The 18588-nt window shown below is 58.1% G+C and carries 18 protein-coding genes; 14 read left to right on the forward strand and 4 right to left on the reverse strand.

Annotation, left to right across the window (positions count from 1 at the left end):
• The first annotated feature begins 13 nt into the window (after positions 1-13).
• The 14 genes from DN611_RS09980 to DN611_RS10045 all read left to right on the forward strand — a co-directional run bounded on the left by DN611_RS09980 (position 14) and on the right by DN611_RS10045 (position 14477).
• Positions 14-1798 carry an ABC transporter ATP-binding protein gene (locus DN611_RS09980; RefSeq protein WP_119311228.1) on the forward strand — a complete coding sequence of 595 codons (1785 nt, stop codon included), beginning with the start codon at positions 14-16 and terminating at the stop codon, positions 1796-1798.
• Positions 1799-3547 (forward strand): ABC transporter ATP-binding protein, encoded by a 1749-nt coding sequence (locus DN611_RS09985; RefSeq protein ID WP_119311229.1) that lies wholly within the window; start codon positions 1799-1801, stop codon positions 3545-3547.
• A gap of 16 nt (positions 3548-3563) precedes the next feature.
• Positions 3564-3932 carry a metal-dependent transcriptional regulator gene (locus DN611_RS09990; RefSeq protein WP_119311230.1) on the forward strand — a complete coding sequence of 123 codons (369 nt, stop codon included), beginning with the start codon at positions 3564-3566 and terminating at the stop codon, positions 3930-3932.
• Positions 3933-3966: 34 nt separating this feature from the next.
• Complete coding sequence (locus DN611_RS09995) at positions 3967-4383, forward strand: winged helix-turn-helix domain-containing protein (protein ID WP_119311231.1); 417 nt, start codon at positions 3967-3969, stop codon at positions 4381-4383.
• A 237-nt stretch (positions 4384-4620) separates the two neighbouring features.
• Positions 4621-5226: an MptD family putative ECF transporter S component gene (locus tag DN611_RS10000; RefSeq protein WP_119311232.1), complete on the forward strand. Its 606-nt coding sequence runs from the start codon at positions 4621-4623 to the stop codon at positions 5224-5226.
• 1 nt (position 5227) lies between these two features.
• Positions 5228-5893, forward strand: coding sequence for an energy-coupling factor transporter transmembrane component T (locus DN611_RS10005; RefSeq protein WP_119311918.1), 666 nt, complete (start codon positions 5228-5230; stop codon positions 5891-5893).
• 14 nt (positions 5894-5907) lie between these two features.
• A complete protein-coding gene (locus DN611_RS10010; protein WP_119311233.1) occupies positions 5908-7290 on the forward strand; it encodes an ABC transporter ATP-binding protein in 1383 nt (460 codons plus the stop codon).
• A gap of 11 nt (positions 7291-7301) precedes the next feature.
• Entirely contained in the window at positions 7302-8252 is a 951-nt protein-coding gene (locus DN611_RS10015; protein WP_009259448.1) for an AraC family transcriptional regulator, read from the forward strand.
• A 123-nt stretch (positions 8253-8375) separates the two neighbouring features.
• The gene (locus tag DN611_RS10020) at positions 8376-10145 is read left to right on the forward strand and encodes an ABC transporter ATP-binding protein (RefSeq protein ID WP_119311234.1); all 1770 of its coding nucleotides are present in this window, start codon (positions 8376-8378) and stop codon (positions 10143-10145) included.
• 1 nt (position 10146) lies between these two features.
• On the forward strand, positions 10147-11895 hold the full coding sequence (locus DN611_RS10025; RefSeq protein WP_119311235.1) for an ABC transporter ATP-binding protein: 1749 nt from the start codon (positions 10147-10149) through the stop codon (positions 11893-11895).
• A complete protein-coding gene (locus DN611_RS10030) occupies positions 11892-12323 on the forward strand; it encodes a metal-dependent transcriptional regulator (protein ID WP_119311236.1) in 432 nt (143 codons plus the stop codon). Before DN611_RS10025 ends, DN611_RS10030 begins: the two co-directional genes overlap by 4 nt.
• A gap of 260 nt (positions 12324-12583) precedes the next feature.
• Positions 12584-13228, forward strand: coding sequence for a winged helix-turn-helix transcriptional regulator (locus DN611_RS10035; protein WP_119311237.1), 645 nt, complete (start codon positions 12584-12586; stop codon positions 13226-13228).
• Positions 13229-13548: 320 nt separating this feature from the next.
• Entirely contained in the window at positions 13549-14058 is a 510-nt protein-coding gene (locus tag DN611_RS10040) for a sigma-70 family RNA polymerase sigma factor (RefSeq protein ID WP_119311238.1), read from the forward strand.
• Positions 14055-14477 (forward strand): DUF6075 family protein, encoded by a 423-nt coding sequence (locus tag DN611_RS10045; RefSeq protein ID WP_119311239.1) that lies wholly within the window; start codon positions 14055-14057, stop codon positions 14475-14477. The genes DN611_RS10040 and DN611_RS10045 overlap by 4 nt, the downstream gene beginning before the upstream one ends.
• 96 nt (positions 14478-14573) lie before the next feature.
• On the opposite strand, the gene DN611_RS10050 is transcribed toward DN611_RS10045, so the two are convergent.
• From DN611_RS10050 to DN611_RS16685, 4 genes are all read right to left on the reverse strand, one after another.
• Positions 14574-15794 carry an excisionase gene (locus tag DN611_RS10050; RefSeq protein ID WP_119311240.1) on the reverse strand — a complete coding sequence of 407 codons (1221 nt, stop codon included), beginning with the start codon at positions 15792-15794 and terminating at the stop codon, positions 14574-14576.
• 99 nt (positions 15795-15893) lie between these two features.
• Entirely contained in the window at positions 15894-17492 is a 1599-nt protein-coding gene (locus DN611_RS10055; RefSeq protein ID WP_119311241.1) for a hypothetical protein, read from the reverse strand.
• Positions 17493-17557: 65 nt separating this feature from the next.
• Positions 17558-18334, reverse strand: coding sequence for a DNA methyltransferase (locus DN611_RS10060; protein WP_160117423.1), 777 nt, complete (start codon positions 18332-18334; stop codon positions 17558-17560).
• Entirely contained in the window at positions 18321-18587 is a 267-nt protein-coding gene (locus tag DN611_RS16685) for a hypothetical protein (protein WP_160117424.1), read from the reverse strand. Before DN611_RS16685 ends, DN611_RS10060 begins: the two co-directional genes overlap by 14 nt.
• Position 18588 lies beyond the last annotated feature (1 nt).

Consider the following 18588-nt stretch of genomic DNA (forward strand, 5'->3'; position numbering starts at 1 on the left):
GAGGTTGTAAATCATGTTTCAAAAGGTATTTGAATACGCGGGGCCGCATAAAAAGGGCCTCTACGCGGCCACAGCGGTAGTGCTGGTCAGCGTTTTGATGGGCGTCCTGCCCTTTGTGCTGGCCTACCAGGTAATTGCTCCGCTGGTGATGGGAGCGGAAATTGAGGCTTCGTTTCTCATCCTGCGGGTGGTTTTGGTGTTGGTGTGCCTGGTCTTGCAGGCTCTTCTCTATGGCTGGGGGCTCAATCTTTCGCACAAGGCCGCCTATGACACGCTGCTCCGGCTGCGGACCGCCCTGCAAAAGCGGTTTGAGAAGCTGCCTCTGGGCGTAATCCAGGACAAGGGCACCGGCACAGTCAAAAAGCTGTTTGTCGATGATGTGGACAGTCTGGAGGTCCTGCTGGCCCACTCCATGCCGGAGGGGATCGCAAACCTGATGGTCCCCATTGCGGTCTATGTGGCTATGTTTTTCGTGGACTGGAAGCTGGCGCTGCTGTCCCTGGCTTCCATCCCCATCAGCCTGATCGCCATGATGACCATGTACTCGGTTGGCATGAAGAAAATGGGCCCCTACTATATGGCCGGCCAGAAGATGAACAACACTATCATTGAGTACATCAACGGCATGGAGGTTGTCAAGGTATTCAACAAGGACGCGGACTCCTATGAGCGGTTTCGCAAGGATGTTTCGGATTACCGGGATTATACTCTGGCTTGGTACAAGGCGGCATGGCCCTGGATGGCAATTTACAGCAGCCTCCTTCCGTGTACTGTGATTTTGACCCTTCCGCTGGGGGCGTGGTTTGTCCTCTCCGGCTGGTCAGCTCTGCCGGACCTGATTTTGGTGCTGTGCCTCTCCCTGAGCATCGGGATGCCGCTCCTCAAATCCTTGGGTTTCCTGCCCACCATGCCCCAGCTCAACTACAAAATTTCTGCGCTGGAACAGGTTTTGGATGCGCCGGAGCTTCAGCAGACGCTGGACAGCTTCCACGGCAAGGATGATACCATCGTTTATGACCATGTTTCCTTTGGCTACACCAAGACACAGCCCGGCCCGGACGGAAAGCCCATGGTGGTGGAGGATGAGGTACTCCACGACATCAGCTTTACGGCCAAGGCCGGACAGAAAACGGCCCTGGTGGGAGAGTCCGGCTCGGGCAAGAGCACTCTGGCAAAACTGCTGATCCACTACTATGACCCGCAGAAAGGCAGCATCTCCATCGGCGGGCAGAAACTGTGCGACATGAGCCTGGAAGCCCTGAACAGCCGTATTTCCTATGTGGCGCAGGATCAATACCTGTTCAACACCTCTCTGCTGGAAAATATCCGCATCGGACGGTTGAACGCTACCGATGAGGAGGTCCTGGAGGCAGCGCGCAAGGCCCAGTGCATGGAGTTTCTGGAGAAGTTGCCCCAAGGTATCCATTCCATGGCGGGCGATGCGGGCAAGATGCTCTCCGGCGGTCAGCGCCAGCGCATATCTCTGGCCCGTGCCATCCTAAAGGACGCCCCTATTGTGGTGCTTGACGAGGCCACCGCCTACGCCGATCCCGAGAACGAGGAAAAGATGGAGGCGGTGATTGCGGAACTGGTGAAGGGCAAGACTCTGGTGGTCATCGCCCATAAGCTGCCCGCGATTATGAACGCCGATCAAATCTGCGTCGTAGACCACGGCAAACTGGTTGCGGCAGGAAAGCATCAGGATCTGATCCAGTCCTGCCCGGAATATCAAAAGCTGTGGAAGGCGGCCCAGGACAGCGCCGAATGGAAAGTACATACCGCAAAGGAGGGAAACTAAATGTTTGCACTGTTTTCAAGGATTTTGAAACTTGCCGGTCCATATAAAGGGCGTATTCAGGGCGCGTTTGCCTGCGCGTTTGTGGAGTCGATCCTGTCTAAAATGCCGATCTTCCTGGCCTTTGTGGTGTTGAGCGGCTTTGCCGCCGGAACACTGACCGGGCAGACCTGCCTCTATGTGGGCCTTGGCCTCGCGGCGGCCGTGCTGGTGCAGATGCTGGTCCACTATCTCAGCGACAGCCTCCAGAGTGCGGCGGGCTACCTGATGTTTGCCGAGAAGCGCATGGAGCTGGGCGGACACCTGCGGAAACTGCCCATGGGCTACTTCACCTCCGGCAATATCGGCAAAATCAGTTCTGTACTCAGCACCGATATGGTGTTTATTGAAGAAGTCGCCATGAGCACGCTGGGCAACATGATGAGCTATCTGCTGTCCTCCCTGGTCCTGCTGGCGTTCATGTTCTATTTGAATTGGCAGCTGGGCCTGATCGCGGCCCTTGTGACCATTCTGGCGTGGCTGGTTTCCAGAGGGATGAACAAGGTTTCCCTGCGGGAAGCCGCTGGCCGCCAGGAGCAGAGTGAACGGCTGACGGACGCGGTGCTGTCCTTTGTGGAGGGCATCGGGGTCATCAAGAGCTATAACCTGCTGGGAGAGAAGTCGGAAGAATTGACCGGCAATTTCAAGCGGTCCAGAAATACATCCCTCGCCTTTGAACGGAAGATGACCCCGTGGACCATGGGGCTGAATGCCCTTTATGGAATCGGGATTGCCGCGATTTTTGGCCTGTCGGTCTTTCTGGAGCGGAGCGGCGTCCTTTCTCTGGCCTATGTGCTGGGCGTTCTCCTGTTCGTCTTTGACCTGTTCGGGCCGCTCAAGGCGCTCTATGGCGAGGCGTCCCGCCTGACCGTGATGAACGCTGCCCTGGACCGCATTGAAGCTGTATTGGAGGAGCCGGAGCTTCCGGACACAGGGAAACAGCATATTCCGGCTCAGGCACAGCCCGGCCAGCCGGAGGTGCGGTTTCATGATGTGGCCTTTGCCTACCAAGACAAGGAGGTGCTGCACCACATCAGTTTCTCTATGTCGCCCCATACCATGACCGCTCTTGTGGGTCCCTCCGGCGGCGGCAAGTCCACCATCGCCAATCTGCTGGCCCGGCTGTGGGATGTGAAAAGCGGCAGTGTTGCCATCCGTGGTGTGGACACCCGGCAAGTCCCCCTCGCGGAGCTGATGGATCACATCAGCATGGTCTTCCAGCGTGTGTATCTCTTCCAGGACACGATCTACAACAACATCAGTATGGGAAAACCGGATGCCACGGAAGAAGAAGTCTATGAGGCGGCAAGAAAAGCCCGCTGCTACGATTTCATCATGGCCCTGCCCGATGGGTTTCAGACTGTGGTGGGAGAGGGCGGCGCAACCCTCTCCGGCGGTGAGAAACAGCGCATCTCTATCGCCCGCTGCATTCTGAAAGACGCTCCCATTGTCATTTTGGACGAGGCGACCGCCAGTGTGGACACCGACAATGAGAGCTACATTCAGGAGGCCATTTCCGAGCTGGTAAAAGGTAAGACCCTGCTGGTCATCGCCCACCGTTTGAACACCATCCAGAACGCCGACCAGATTTTGGTCATCAGCGACGGACGGATCTCGCAGCATGGCACCCATGAGGAATTGATGGAACAACCCGGTATTTATCAGGATTTCGTCCGTATCCGCATGAACTCTGCCGGTTGGAGCCTGTCTTGATGGAGAGGAGCTCCCCATGAAACAATTACACGCATCTGGCGAAGACTATCTGGAAGCTGTACTGGTGATCCAGAAAAAGAAAGGCATGGTGCGGTCCGTAGATGTGGCCCGGCACCTTGATGTATCGAAACCCAGCGTGTGTCATGCGGTCTCTACTTTGAAAGAGGGTGGGTTTCTCATTATGGACGAAAATTCTTTCTTATTCCTGACGGATGTGGGCCGGGAGGTAGCCGAGCAGACCTATGAGAAGCACTGCTTCTTTACCCGCCAGCTTGTCGCGGCCGGGGTCGATCCCCAGACCGCGGAACGGGAGGCCTGCCGGATGGAGCACACCATCAGCCAGCGGTCCTTTGAATTGTTAAAAGGGGCGGTGGAGCCGGAATGACCGGTAAGCAGTCAGAAGAAAGGGAGGACCCCGCGTGGGGAAATTACTGATTTTATCCGTCACCAATGGCGAGGAACAAATTCTGGATAGGATCAAGGACTTCCTGGCGGAAGAGCCTGGAATTGAAATTGTGGAACCGCCCGCTGCAAAGCACACCCTCACCTTTCCATGCCTGGAGCTGCACCTGCGCAAGCAGACGGCAAAGTGGCAGGGCCAGCCCCTCCACCTTACGCACCTGGAGTTCTTCACGCTGGCCTACCTGGCCCGGCACCCCGGCTGGATTTTCACGCAGGAACAGATCTACGAGGCTGTATGGCACGAGTTTCCGGAGGACTGCGGCGCGGCCGTGGTCAATATCATCAGCCAGCTCCGCCGGAAGATGGGACCGGGCAGCCCCATCCGCACCGTCCCTCACAGCGGCTATAAGTTTGAGCTGCCTCCCATAACCTGAAAAACCTTTTCCGAAAAAATGCAGTTATCCTCTATGGGTAACTGCATTTTTCTATCTGAGTCAAGATCACAATAGCCCGCCGCTTTCACAAAAGTCTGTCCAAACAGAGCATAATCGTCTATATGGAGCGGACAGAACGATTTCTTTTCGCTAAAATAATGCAGTGTTGAGGGACGCATGGCGTCCAATTCTTTATTCAAATGGTTAGCATTATCTAACCAAGAAGGAGTGTGTGCTATGTCTGGACCAAACAGCCGCCGCGGAATGGGCGGCAAAGATGTTATCACCGTGGGAATCTTCTCCGCCATCTACTTTGTCATCAACTTTGCCTTTATGCTCCTGGGCGGGCTGCACCCGCTGCTGTGGATCTTGATGCCGGGCTTTATCGCCCTGTTCACCGGTATCCCATACCTGATGATGTGCGCCAAGGTGCAGAAGGTGGGCTCGGTCCTGTTGATGGGCCTTATCACCGGGCTGATCTACTTCGTCACCGGCCAGTTCACCCCGGTGATCCTGGTCTCCTTTGTCATTGCCTGCGGCTTGGGGGAACTGGTCCGTGGCTGTACCCATTATACCAGCATCCGGGGAAACCTTGTGTCCTTCGTCCTGTTCTCCCTGGGCATGGTGGGCTCTCCGCTGCCCATCTGGCTGATGCGGGAGGACTTCCTGCGGCAGATCACAGAACAGGGGATGCCCGCAGACTATGTGAACACCCTGGCGGCACTGTCGTCCAGCTCCATGTTGGTGGTGCTGTTCCTGGCCCCTGTTGTGGGCGCCGTCATCGGAGGCTTCATCGCCCGGACCATGTTCCGCAAGCACTTTGAAAAGGCAGGTCTTGTCTGAGATGGAGCGGCGCATCTTTGACCCACGGGCCGGCCTGTGGCTTCTTGTGGCCGCCAATATCATCGCCTTCCGCCCCCATACCCTGTGGCTGGAGCTGGCGCTGGTCGGCCTGCTGCTGCTCCTGATGGCCGCCCACGGGAAGTTTTCCATGGCGGTCAAATGGGCGGCGGGCTATTGTGCCCTGCTGCTCTTTCAGCAGTACATCCTGCCCGCCTCTCCCAAGATCATCGCCACCAGCTTTACCATTTTTGCCACCTACGCCCGCCGGATGTTTCCGTGCCTGATGACCGGATCGCTGATGCTGAAATGCACGCCTTTGCGGTATTTCATCGTGGGGCTGCGCCAGCTCCGTGTTCCCCAGCGGCTGATCGTGGCCGTCTCGGTGACCCTGCGGTACTTCCCAGCTATTCGGGAAGAAATGGGCTACATCCGGGACGCCATGAAGCTGCGGGGCGTTCAGGGGCTGGCCCGGCTGGAGGGCACGGTGATGCCTCTGATGGTGTCCGCCACCGAGACGGCGGAGGAGCTCTCCGCAGCGGCGGTGACCCGGGGAATTGAGGACCCCGCGCCCAAGACAAGCGCCGTCTCCCTGCGGCTGTCCCCGGTGGACCTGGTCGGGATGGCGGCGGGCCTTGTGTTGCTGGCGCTGTCATTTGTGGTACAATAAGGAGGATCGCCGGAATGATCTCATTTGAGCATGTTTCCTTTGGTTATGACGGCTCCCGGGAGACCCTGGCCGGCCTGAACGCCGCTATCCGTCCGGGCGAATGTGTCTTGCTGTGCGGTGCCTCCGGCTGTGGAAAGACTACGGTGACCAAGCTCGTCAACGGCCTGATCCCGGCCTTTACCCCCGGCTGCCGCCTGGAGGGACGGGTGGAGGTGGGCGGCCTGGACCCCGCCAAGACGCCCATGCACCAGCTGGCCCGAAAGGTGGGATCGGTATTCCAGAATCCCAAGTCCCAGTTTTTCAATCTGGACACGGACAGCGAGCTGGCCTTTGGGCTGGAGAACGCGGGATGCCCGCCGGAAGAGATCCGCGCCCGGGTTGCGGAGACCGTGAAGGCCCTGGGGCTGGAGAGCCTCTGCGGGCAGAGCATTTTCTCCCTCTCCGGTGGGCAGAAGCAGCTGCTGGCCTTTGGCTCGGTCTACGCCATGGGCCCGGACATCTTCGTGCTGGACGAGCCCACCGCCAATCTGGATCAGGAGGCCATCGCCCGCCTCCACGACGAGATTGCCGGCCTGAAGCGGCAGGGGCGCACGGTGGTCATTGCCGAACACCGGCTCTACTTCCTCACCGACCTCATTGACCAGGCGTGGTATATTAAACAGGGAGTTCTGTCCCGGCGCTTCACCCGTGAGGAGTTTCAGCGGCTGACTGATGAGGAACGGGAGAGGCTGGGCCTGCGCACGCTGTCATCGGCCCCCTGCACCCTGCCGCCGGCGGAACCGGCCGGGTCCGGGGAAGGCCTCTCTGTGGAGGGGCTGACCTGCGCCTTTCAGAAAAGAGAGGCGGTGTTCCGTGAGCTGTCCTTTTCCGTCCGGCCGGGTGAGGTAGTGGCTGTCACCGGGCCCAACGGCGTGGGCAAGACCACTCTCTCCCGCTGTCTGTGCGGGCTGCTGCGGGAGCAGGCGGGGGCTGTCCGGCTCCACGGTCGCCCCCTGGGACGCAAGGAGCGGCAGCGGGCGGCCTTCTGCGTGATGCAGGATGTAAACCACCAGCTTTTTTCGGACAGCGTGTGGGGTGAGTGTCGAATATCCGCCCCGGATGCACCGGACGAAAAAATCGCCGAGGTGCTGGATCGCCTTCAACTGCTGTCCTTTCGGGAGCGGCACCCCATGGCGCTCTCCGGCGGACAGAAACAGCGGCTGGCGGTGGCCACCGCGCTGCTGTCGGAAAAGCCGATGCTGATTTTTGACGAGCCCACCAGCGGCCTGGATTATGCCCGGATGGTGGAGGTGTCCGGCGTGATCCGGGATCTGGCCCGGCAGGGCCGCATCGTGCTGGTGGTAACACATGACCAGGAGTTTTTGCAGCAGGCTTGTGACCGGGTCCTGCATCTGTAAGGAGGGGAACTATGCTGGAGCAGATGATAGCGGGAAATGGCTTTCCAAAAGTGGTGGTGGAAAATGATCATTGCCGGGTCTTTCAGATGATGGGCGGCACCGGGGATGGGAGCATGACCCAGTACGACCTGTACCCCGGGATCACTTTGATGTATAACGACTTCCACATGGAGGACTACGACTCCGACCTGACCATTACCGGAGATCTGCTGTGCATCGACTATTGCCGCCAGGGACGGATGGAGTACCCGGCGGGGCCGGATGCTTATTCCTATGTGGAAGCGGGGGACCTGAAGCTGGACCGGCGGCTGGAGCACCGGGGGCACTTTGTTTTTCCCCTCTCCCACTATCACGGGATCACGGTGGGGCTGGAGTTGCCTCGGGCAGCCCAGGCCCTGGCCGAATGGGTGCGGGACTTTCCGGTGGACCTGTACCGCCTCCGAGACAAATACTGCTCCGGCCCCCACCCCAAGGTACTCCACGGGGCCCCTTCGCTGGATCATATCTTCCAGGAGCTCTATGCCGTACCGGAACAGATCAAGCTCCCCTATTTCCGCATCAAGACGCTGGAGCTGCTCCTCTATCTGGATGCCCTGGAACTGCCCGCAGAGTCGGAGAAGCCCTACTTCTACAAGACGCAGGTGGAGAAAATGAAAGCGATTCACCGCCTGCTGACCGGGGATCTGGAGCGTCACTACACCATCACCGAGCTGTCCCGGCGCTTTTCCATCCCGACCACGGCCTTGAAAGAGTGCTTCAAATCGGTCTACGGCCAGCCCATCAACACCTATATGCGGTGCCTGCGCATGGACCGGGCGGCCCTCCTGCTCCGGCAGGAGCCCCATGCCGGCGTGGCGGAGATCGCCGGCCGGGTAGGGTATGACAGCGCCAGCAAATTTGCCGCCGCGTTCAAGGCGGTAAAGGGTAAAACGCCCCTGGAATACCGCCGGGAGGGACAATAAATTCTTCTGTCCAAACGGGACAGGATCGGCGGAGCGGAGCGGAAAAGAGCTTTTTTATCGGTTACAATGGCTGCGGTTAGCGAAAGCAAATCGCAGTCATTTCTTTTGAGAGGAGTCTTGCCGATGAAAGAACGGACCTGGCTGAGCATCCTGCTCTCCTATGCCGGACCCTGCCGGGGCAAAATGGCCGCCTCGGTGGCCCTGGCGGTGGTCAGCGTGGCAGGAGGCTTTGTGCCGTATCTGGGAGTCTATCAAATCCTGCGGCTGTTTGTGGAGCGCCGGGCGGGCCTGGAGGGCATCCTGCTGTGGTGTGGGGTGTGCCTGGCAGGCTACACCGTCAAGGTGGCAGGCTATGCCCTGTCCACCATGCTGGCCCATGTGTCCGCCTACACCATTCTGGAGGGCCTTCGCCTCCAGGTGGCGGACCGGCTCATGGGGGCGCCCCTGGGCGAGGTGGAGTCCCGGCCCATCGGGGCCATGAAGAGCACCGTCGTGGACCGTATCGAGGATGTGGAGCCGCCCCTGGCCCACATGATCCCGGAGCTGAGCTCCAACCTGCTTCTACCCCTGGCGGTCGTCATCGCCATGTTCGCCATCGACTGGCGGATGGGACTGGCCCTGCTGGTGACCATCCCGGTGGCCCTGGTCCCCATGGCGGCGGGGATGCGGTCCTACAACAAGAACTATGCCGCCTATATGGCGGCCAACAACCATGTCAACAGCGTCATCGTGGAATATGTGGAGGGCATCCAGGTGGTCAAGGCCTTCAGCCAGGGGGAGCGGTCCTATGCCAAGTTCGCCCAAGCTGTGAGCTCCTTCCGGGACTTTACCCTGAACTGGTTCCGCTGTACCTGGGCCTCCATGAACCTGTGCCTGTCCATCCTGCCCACCACCCTGCTGGGGACCCTCCCGGTGGGCGTCTATCTTTACCAGACCGGAGTGCTGGACCCAGCTCAGGTGACGCTGTGCCTGATGATGGCCCTGGGTATCGTCTCCCCGCTCATGAGCGCCACCGCATTCATCAACTCCATGAAGAGTATGCAGTTTGCGGTGAAGGACACCCGGGAGCTGCTGGACCTGCCCCAGCTCTCTCAGGCGAAGCAGGAGGCGGATCTGGACGGCAGCGGCATCCGGTTTCGGAATGTGTCCTTTTCCTATGGCGGGACGGGGGGCGCGGAGGTGCTCCATGACCTGGAGCTGCACATCCCCCAAGGGAGCTTCACCGCCCTGGTGGGGCCCTCAGGAGGCGGCAAGTCCACCATCGCCCGGCTGGCTGCCCGCTTCTGGGATGTGACGGCCGGCTCCATCACCCTGGGCGGGCGGGACATCCGGGAAATGCCTCTGAAACAGCTCTCCCAGGCCATCAGCTTCGTCACCCAGGACAATTTCCTCTTTGACTGCTCTCTCAAGGAGAATATCCGCCTGGGAAAGCCGGACGCCTCGGACGAGGAGGTGCTGGCGGCGGCCAGGGCGGCCCAGTGTGAGGAGTTTCTGGCCCGACTGGACCGGGGCTGGGACACCCCGGCGGGAGAGGCGGGCAAACAGCTCTCCGGCGGGGAGCGCCAGCGCATCGCCATCGCCCGCGCCATTTTGAAGGACGCCCCCATTGTGATTTTGGACGAGGCCACCGCGTTTACCGATCCAGAGAATGAGGACAAAATCCAGAGCTCGATCATGGCCCTCTCCAAAGGGAAGACCCTGCTGGTCATCGCCCACCGCCTGAGCACCATCCAGAACGCGGATCAGATCGTGGTGCTGGAAAAGGGGCATATCGTGGACCAGGGCACCCAGGCGGAGCTGCTCCGCCGCTGCCCGCTCTACCAGAAGCTGTGGCAGGCCCACATCGGAGCCCAAGGCTGGGCAGTTACATCGGGCGCAAAGGAGGGACAGTGAGATGTTTCACAGTGTAGGACGGATCATGCGGTGGGCCGGAGCCTACCGGAAACGAATGGTGCTGGGCTTCGTGTGCTCCTTCTTCGCCACCTGGTGCACCGCCGGGCCGGTGATGCTGGCGGCTTGGGCGCTGGGACAGCTGATTGTGGATGCTTGGGGAGAGGAGAGTCTGTCCCCGCGCCTTCCCTGGCTGTGCCTGGGCGGGATCGTGGTGCTGATTCTTCTGCGGTTTTTCTTCACTTACTGGAAAAACCGGCTTCAGGAGAGTATCGGCACGGAACGGGCGGCAGAGCAGCGGATGGAGCTGGGGAATGTGCTCAAGCGGGTGTCCCTGGGGTACTTCGCCAAAAACGACCTGGGAGACATTCTGGCCGCCCTCACCACCGAGCTGAGTACCCTGGAGCTCCAGAGCATGAAAATGGTGGATGCGGTGGTGAACGGCTACATCCAAGTGGCCGTAATCCTGCTGTGTGTGGCGTTTTTCTGCCCGCCTGCCGCGTTGGTGGCGCTGATCGGTGTGCTGGTGTCCGCCTTTGCCCTGCGGGGGATCGGCCGCCAGAGTGCCCGCACTGCCCCGGTGAGCCACCGGGCTCAGGAGGCGCTGTCCGGGGCGGCCATTGAGTACATTCACGGTCTGCCGGTGGTCAAGTCCTTCGGCCAGGATGGCGTTTCTGTCCAGCGGTTTCGGGAGGCCTGCCGGGCAAACAAGGCCATCCGCATCAAAAATGAGTTCGGCTTTGTCCCCTGGAACTGCCTGCACCTGTTTGCTCTGCGGGCGGCTTCCGTGGGGTTGGTGCTCACCGCCGGCTGGCAGGCCCTGGCCGGCACCCTTCCCCTCCAGTATTTCCTGATGATCGCCCTGTTCTCCTTCACCATCTTTGGCAGTGTGGAGGCCATCAATGACGCGGCCCACATCCTGTCGGTGACGGACTCGGTGCTGGACCGGCTGGAGGAGCTGGAGCAAACCGATTTCATTGACAAGGGCGGGAAAGAGGTCACACCGGAGCGGTTCGATGTGACACTGAGCCATGTGTCCTTCGGCTACGGCGGCCGCGAGGTGCTCCACGATGTGTCCTTTACCGCGCCCCAGGGGACCACCACCGCGATTGTTGGGCCGTCTGGCTCCGGCAAGAGCACTATATGCAATCTGGTGGCCCGGTTTTATGATGTGAATGCTGGCTCTGTTTCCGTGGGCGGACACGATGTGCGGGAGTTTACCTGCGAGAGCTTGCTGAGAAACATCTCCATGGTGTTCCAGACGGTGTATCTGTTCCATGACACGGTGGAGAACAACATCAAGTTCGGCTGCCCGGACGCCACCCATGAACAGGTGGTGGCCGCTGCAAAGGCCGCCTGCTGCCACGATTTCATCTCTGCCCTGCCGAACGGCTATGATACCACGATTGGAGAGGGTGGTTCCACCCTCTCCGGCGGGGAAAAGCAGCGCATTTCCATTGCTCGCGCCATTTTGAAGGACGCCCCTATCGTCATCCTTGATGAAGCGACCGCCAGTGTAGACCCGGAGAATGAACACCTGATTCAGCAGGCTCTGTCCGCTTTGACAAAGGGAAAAACTATCCTGACCATCGCCCATCGGCTGGCCACCATCCAGAGCGCGGACCAGATCCTGGTAGTGGAGGACGGCCGCATCGTTCAACGGGGTACCCACGCCGAGCTCATGGCCCAGGGCGGGCTTTACCGGCGATTCATTGAAATCCGGGAACAGGCCGAGGGCTGGAGATTGGCATGAGGAAGAACAGCAAGCGACAGCATCCCGCACCCCTGCGCGCTTCAGGCGAGGACTATCTGGAGGCCGTCTTGGTACTCCAAAAAGAAAAAGGAATGGTACGCTCCGTAGATGTGGCCCGGCACCTGGGCGTTTCCAAACCAAGTGTCTGCCATGCGGTGGCTCTGCTGAAGGACGGCGGTTTTCTCACCATGGATGAGGATTTCTCCCTGCGCCTGACGGATGTGGGCCGGGAGGTAGCGGAGGACATCTACGAGCGCCATTGTTTTTTTACGGAACAGCTGATTGCCGCAGGGGTTGACCCCAAAGTGGCGGAAGCCGACGCCTGCCGGATCGAACACATCATCAGCGCGGAGTCTTTTGAGCGGCTGAAGGAGGCGGCCAAAGGTATGAGGCAGGCTCAACGCCCCATTCTTTCGTCCTCTGAATAAACACACTTAATAAAAGAAGCTGGAAAGGGAACACCCCCTGCTTTGGCAGGGGGTGTTTGCTGATGGAAACTGTTCAATCATAATCTGGCGTCGTTCCCGGCATTTTGCCTGTGACGCAAGTACAGAAATCTACCAGAAATTAAACATAATTCAGGAGAGTATAATACATCCATTTTCCATAAAAAGGAGATGAAATTACGAGCAGCGTCATTTCAGGAAAGCGTGTTCTACTAATTGAGGAAAGTCAAGCGCAGGCGGAGATGATCCGAGCGTTATTGAGGAAAAACGGGATTGAGCCTTGTATCGCTTCGACAATCCAAAACGCGGTCAGTCAGATGATGACCCGCACCTTTGATGTAGTAGCCTTGGACACGGAAACCGAGGATGCTGCCCGGCTGATTAGTTTGCTGCTGGATCTCCGGCACGCAAAGAATACGCTTCTACTTCTGTTCCCAATCGGTGATTCTGATGTTCGGGCGGCTTTTATGAGCCGTGGGTTTGATATGTGCCTTGCAGAAAACAGCCCAAAGGAATGCTCTGCCGCGGTCTGTGCCCTGCTTCGCCGCCCGTCTGCCAATGAATACCCCACGGAGGCTACGCCGCCGGGGCGTATTATTTATAAAGACTTGGTGATGGACCCTCTGCGCCAAAGAGTTACGATGCGCGACGCCCAGATTGTTTTTACAGCCCTGGAATTCAAACTGCTTTATTTCCTGGCCAGCAATCCCTCCATTGTTTTTTCTAAGGAACTGATCTACGAGCGTGTCTGGCGGGAGGGAAGCATCTACGGAACTAAAAGTGTGACGAATCTGATCAGCTCCATACGAAAAAAGCTGAATCTCCCTCCTGGTGACAGTGAATACATCAAAACCTTAAAGGGCACGGGGTATTGCTTTGCTCCATGATGTCGAAAAAAATCAAATTATGCGATAATTATTGCTTAAATCAGGCTTATAAAAGGCATTACCACCACAATGCTCCCTTATTCTGTGGATAACGGCACAAGGACCCACATCGCGACGGGATTTGCTTTCAAACCGCGGAATGAGATGGGGGAATATGAATAGGTCTGCGCCTCCACTTTTCCACCATGGCAGGGCAACAGCTTGGTCTACTGCTATCCTATTCTCCGGTGCCAATTTTCTTGCCTTGGATAAAAATTTCCCGCATGATGCCTCCTTGTGCTGAAAAACTTTATTTCAGAGAGAAAGGCGGGAGGATCATCATGGAGCAAACGAAAATAAGGGAACAGGTAATTGATGACTTGAAGCAGTATCCGGAGCTGAAGAAAAAAGTCATCTTGCTTCGCTATGAGCAGGATCACCCCGCCAGGATCTCAGATGGCGAGGTGATCGACAGCATGGCTCTCTCGCGGCCTGTGAGCGACGGCATACGGCCAGCAGGTTTTATCTCAGACAAGACCATGCGCATTGCCACCCAGTTCCGAGACCGAAAAGACCGTCTGAACCAGGAAACCATTATGGAAATCGCACGGGAGCTTCATTCCGTGGAGCGGCAGCTTTCCAAACTGGAGTTCTATGTTTCCCAGCTGGAAGAAAAACAAGCGGAAGTAATTCGGAAATATTATTTTGAAGGGAAAACCTGGGGAGAATTACAACGGGAAATGCACCTGTCGCCGCGGACACTACTCAAGCGCAGGGATGACGGCCTGGATGCGCTTGTGTCCATCTATTCCTACTTAGGACAGGTAAAAGGAGGACGCGGAAACACATGACGATACATTTTTATGATGACGCGCATGAGGCGTTTTTCTGTGAGAAATTGAAGCTGGCTGCGGCATCCGGACGCACTCCAGACAGCTATTTTCGTTCTTTGCTCTACCTGTGTGGGCTGTGCGCAGAGACCCGGTGCCACTTCCCCAGCCTGTTTGATTGGCGGGAGTGGTGCATCTGCCCGGAGGCACTGGCCGACGGCTGGCAGACCGGCACGAGCAAAAGGATCACCAGGCTGGCATTTAACCTGTGGAACGGCTGCGGGCAGGAACAGCCGGATGACGAACGGATCTCTGCGGCGTTCCTGCCGGATGAGATATTTTGCTGCGGATTTCAGCCCTATTTCTTTGAGGCTGTGCGCCTTCGTTTCCCAGAGTATGCGGGCCCAGACTCCACATTTTCAAGCATGGCGCCAGAATAACTTGTTTAACGGCGGGCATACAGCCGCTGAACAGAAAAAAGCAGACCGTGGATTTTCCACGGTCTGCTTAATATTGGGATCATATTGTTTTGAAAATCAACGAGAGCCGCTGTAACGAATATCCTCCGTCACATCATGGTCTGTCCCCGAAACGGCATGGGCACCGCAGCGGGAGATCTCCTTGAGCGTTTCAATGCGCCCACGCAGGGCACGGGCCACAGCGACGCGGCGGGCTTCATCCAGGAACAGGGAGCCCTTGGTCAGTTCCATCCACTCCTCCTCAATATCGTCCAGCTTGGACAGCTCCAGCCAGTCAAAGGAAGATACCAGCTTGATCTGTTCCTCATGGCGGTCCTTGAACGGCTTGCAAGCAACCCGCCCGCTCCCCACCATGCCGGTGGGCTTGTCAAACCACAATGCGGTGCCGCTGTCATAGATTGGAGCGGCGCCCAAATACTTCAGCGTTTCAGCGTTTCGTACCACGCCGAAGTTATTTTGGTGCCGGTCCTCGTTGACGATCAGGTAATCCAGCACGATCATCCGGTCCACAGCCTCCCGGATACCGGGAACGCCAAGGGCCTCACAGCAATCCAGGTAGTGCTGATAGACCGAGACATGATTGGGCCGTTTTGCCGTCTGCATGACATACCACGCCGGGATCAACTCGGTTTCCGGGGTGATAAAGTCTTCGCACACGCTGTACGGGTAGTCCTCCTGGACCGTCAGCGTATAGGTTACATGGGGGATGCCCAGACGCTCCATCACGGCACTGGCCAGCACCTCATTGTAAGGCTCCTGCTGGATGGCGCCGCTTCCGGCCTTCATCAGGCACCGGCGCCCATCCAGAATGGCCCACTTTTTCTTCAGCCAACCGTCCGAGGTGTTGTCCGGGGACATCAGGCTTACCCGGCCGCTGGATGAGCCGCGGCCGAACAGGATATTGCCCACATCATCGGAAAAGGCGTTTTGAAAGAAGTTTACCTCCTCCCAGCGCACGCCGCTGGATGCCGGGCAGATCCAATATTGGTCGGACAGGCTTAACCCCAGGCATTTGTCCAGGAGCAGTTGTGTGGAGGACAGCTCCAGCTCTTGCAGGGCATCCCGGATACGGTCACGGCTGGCCGGGATTGCTCGGCCGGTCCACCATGTGTTGAGGGCGCTCCTGTCGATGACTCCCTTTTTCACAGGGATACCTACCGGAACATGGAGCGCATTATAAACATGGCCGACAGACCGGATCACGCCGGTGTCCGTATCTAACTGGAGGTCGGCCACAGGCGTATTTTTGTGCATAAGAATATAGCGACTGTCTGCCATTTTGTTTTCACCTCTTTCTGCTTGATTATAACAAGAAAAAAAGGAACTTGCAACTTGCTGTTGTGTATGCAGCGGGGCCTCATGGGGCCCCTTCCACCGCTAAGCCACCCGGCTCACTACCAACTGTTCCGCAATCTGATCGCGGGAGAGCTGACTGGTACGGTAGATATTGGTGCAGAACTCCCGGAGGCTGAACTCAAACCCGGCGTCCTCCTGGTCCAGCAGGATGCCGGTAATCTGGAAGCCCTTGACGGACTGCTCCATCGTCAGCTGCTCCAGGAAGCTGTCCGGCAAAACACACTCGCCGTCCGTGACGAACACCATGTCGGCATTTTCAAAGCCCTCCTGCTCCATGAGGCGCAGGGCCTCCCGCAGCGGTGTCTCATAGTCGGTGTTACCGTTTAGGGAGGTCTCAGCGCAGCGCAGAACATCCTCCCGGTCGTACTGCCCAGGCAGGAAGAGATCTGTCTGGACATCTCCAACCCCGGCAAAGTGGATCACGGCAAACCGGCGCTGGTCCCGCATGGCAATGTCCAGCAGGGCCAGGGCCACCGCTTTGCACCAGGGTGCTTGCCTCTCCGCGGAACTGGATTCGTCCAGCATACAGATGATGTCGCCGCTCCCCTTGCAGATGGGCTCCCGGCGCTGGTACTGCTTGAGTGCCTTGCGCTGGAGCTTGCGCAGGAAAAGCGGCAGCGTCTCCGGTGCGGCGAGCATGGCGAACTCCGAGGCAATGGCCCTGTTGATGTCGCCGCCCAACTCCAGGCTGTACTTCTCGCCGCGGCCGTAGGCATATCCGTTTTTGCGCTTGCCGTCCATCAACTCCTTCAGCCGTCCCAGATAGCGGGCCACCTCCATGAGCGTGGGGCTTTTGCCGACGCGGGCGGCCAGCTCCAGGTCCGCCGCTCTCCGCTCCGGATCGTTGTTGTCAGGGCCGTAACCCCAGGACAGAAGCGCCGATGAAACGCTTTCGGCTTTCTGTGCCGCCGCCCGTACCGCCTGTGCGATATAACCGGAAACGGCCTCTTTATTTTGGATCATCTGGTCGCGGATCATGCGGCCCACGGCTTCTGTCTGGTTGATCTGGCTCTGGGCCTGATTGGCGGCTTTGACGGCTTGCTTCTCCAGTTCGGGAAGCTGCTCGGGACCGGCCTGTGCGATTTGCTTCATCAGCTTTTGAAGCTCCTCCATGCTTATGTCTCTTTTTCGTTCCAGGCGCTCCAGGGTATTCAGCGCCCCTTTTTTCCCGCTGGCTTTTGCCAGCAGCTCATCCAGGTTTCCGGCAACCTGACTGATAAATTCCGAAGCCGCCTCATAGGCGGGGAGCTGCCGCCCCTCACAGGCGGCTTTGATGGCGGGATAGTCCTCGCCGTCCATCACTTCATTTAGAATCGGTGCGTTGAAGCGGCGGGCCTGTTCGGAAATGGCGTTTTCCGGCTGCCGCCGCACATTCAGGGAATAAAAGCTCTGATAGATGTCCCGGCTCAGGGCGGGAAAGGTGGATAGCTTTTCGCCGCAGGCTTTTTCCAGCGCATCCAGCTCTTCATCATCCCGCCGCAGGTCCCGATATGCCGCGTCCTCCAGTTTGGTGGACTTCAGCACCCGATGCCCGCCGGCGTGCCGGGGGGAGAATGCCTGAGCGGTCTGAGCCAGGGGAGAGCCCAGCACATCGCTTAAAGAGCGAAAATAAGTACGCATATTACTTTCCTTCCTTTGTCGTTTTCAAAGTCCTGTTAGGACCGAAATCCACTTCGGGATCAATCTTACCCCGCGTTGTCTCTCAGGCCATCGCAGTCTGCCGTATTTTGGACCGACAGCCAGTGCCGCGCCAACAGCGGCGCTATTTTAGCAACGGCTCCATCCTTGTCAAATGGAGCGAGTACCAAGTCACCTTCGTTGCTCCAGGTCCGGATGTGATCCTCAGCCAGCCGCTCCGACAAGCTCACGGTTTTGCCGCCGAACAGTTCACTTTCCATCGGTAAAACAGTGCCGTAGTGCCAGACATTTGTGCGGGCGCCGAATTTCTGTATCGTCTTTCGGCCTTTTGGAGTGAGCGTACCGTCTACTTCACGCCTGGTGAGGCCACCCCAGGTCTTTGTACCTGCCCACTTATTGGGTTTGTCTTTCAAAATATGAACGGTTTTGGGCCTGCCCTTTGCGAGGATATACATGGACTCAAAAGCGTCTCCATATCGGACAGGGGTGGGTGGCGTGTTCCTTGCCTTTTCCACAAGAATGGTGTCGATCAGTCTCAGCTGGATTGATTGGAAGTAAACTACTTGACGGAATTGCACGGTGGAAAAGGTGGCTTCCCCGCGCTCATTGGGAACATGCCAGACCAGCACTCCGCCCGGCTTCAAAACCCGTAAGAGCTCAACCGCAGTCCTCCGAAACAGGTAATCGGATGGCCGGCCTTTTTGAAAGAACACCTGTTTGCCTGGAGTGGCCAGAATCAAATCTGCTGTCTCCGCAGGCAGCGCCAGTAGAACCTGAAAGTGATCGGCGCAGCGGACGACTTTTCCGGGCTCAGATAAGAGCATCGTATTCACCGCCCTTCTGTGACCTGCACCCAGCGGAGAGGCGATTGGCGGTGGGGACACGGCGCTTTTCCATCGCTCGCTGAAGCTCCGCTTGAAAACGGGCGGCAGCCGCGTGGATTTTCCGCAGTTGACGAAGCTCCTCTTTGGAAAGGGCCCCGTCATCTTCATAAACTGCCAGCTCGCAAGCCGTGGAGAAAGCGGCGAGAACGGAAGCCATGTTCTGGCATTGCGCTTTTAAGTATGGATTGTCCATT

Source organism: Oscillibacter sp. PEA192, assembly GCF_003574015.1.
GTDB lineage: Bacteria > Bacillota > Clostridia > Oscillospirales > Oscillospiraceae > Oscillibacter > Oscillibacter welbionis.

Bases quoted from the DNA above. Each gene is read 5' to 3' on its own strand.
- DN611_RS09980 (WP_119311228.1), top strand. From the start codon at position 14: ATGTTTCAAAAGGTATTTGAATACGCGGGGCCGCATAAAAAGGGCCTC.
- DN611_RS09985 (WP_119311229.1), top strand. From the start codon at position 1,799: ATGTTTGCACTGTTTTCAAGGATTTTGAAACTTGCCGGTCCATATAAA.
- DN611_RS09990 (WP_119311230.1), top strand. From the start codon at position 3,564: ATGAAACAATTACACGCATCTGGCGAAGACTATCTGGAAGCTGTACTG.
- DN611_RS10000 (WP_119311232.1), top strand. From the start codon at position 4,621: ATGTCTGGACCAAACAGCCGCCGCGGAATGGGCGGCAAAGATGTTATC.
- DN611_RS10005 (WP_119311918.1), top strand. From the start codon at position 5,228: ATGGAGCGGCGCATCTTTGACCCACGGGCCGGCCTGTGGCTTCTTGTG.
- DN611_RS10010 (WP_119311233.1), top strand. From the start codon at position 5,908: ATGATCTCATTTGAGCATGTTTCCTTTGGTTATGACGGCTCCCGGGAG.
- DN611_RS10015 (WP_009259448.1), top strand. From the start codon at position 7,302: ATGCTGGAGCAGATGATAGCGGGAAATGGCTTTCCAAAAGTGGTGGTG.
- DN611_RS10020 (WP_119311234.1), top strand. From the start codon at position 8,376: ATGAAAGAACGGACCTGGCTGAGCATCCTGCTCTCCTATGCCGGACCC.
- DN611_RS10025 (WP_119311235.1), top strand. From the start codon at position 10,147: ATGTTTCACAGTGTAGGACGGATCATGCGGTGGGCCGGAGCCTACCGG.
- DN611_RS10030 (WP_119311236.1), top strand. From the start codon at position 11,892: ATGAGGAAGAACAGCAAGCGACAGCATCCCGCACCCCTGCGCGCTTCA.
- DN611_RS10035 (WP_119311237.1), top strand. From the start codon at position 12,584: ATGATCCGAGCGTTATTGAGGAAAAACGGGATTGAGCCTTGTATCGCT.
- DN611_RS10040 (WP_119311238.1), top strand. From the start codon at position 13,549: ATGGAGCAAACGAAAATAAGGGAACAGGTAATTGATGACTTGAAGCAG.
- DN611_RS10045 (WP_119311239.1), top strand. From the start codon at position 14,055: ATGACGATACATTTTTATGATGACGCGCATGAGGCGTTTTTCTGTGAG.
- DN611_RS10050 (WP_119311240.1), bottom strand. From the start codon at position 15,794: ATGGCAGACAGTCGCTATATTCTTATGCACAAAAATACGCCTGTGGCC.
- DN611_RS10055 (WP_119311241.1), bottom strand. From the start codon at position 17,492: ATGCGTACTTATTTTCGCTCTTTAAGCGATGTGCTGGGCTCTCCCCTG.
- DN611_RS10060 (WP_160117423.1), bottom strand. From the start codon at position 18,334: ATGCTCTTATCTGAGCCCGGAAAAGTCGTCCGCTGCGCCGATCACTTT.
- DN611_RS16685 (WP_160117424.1), bottom strand. From the start codon at position 18,587: ATGGACAATCCATACTTAAAAGCGCAATGCCAGAACATGGCTTCCGTT.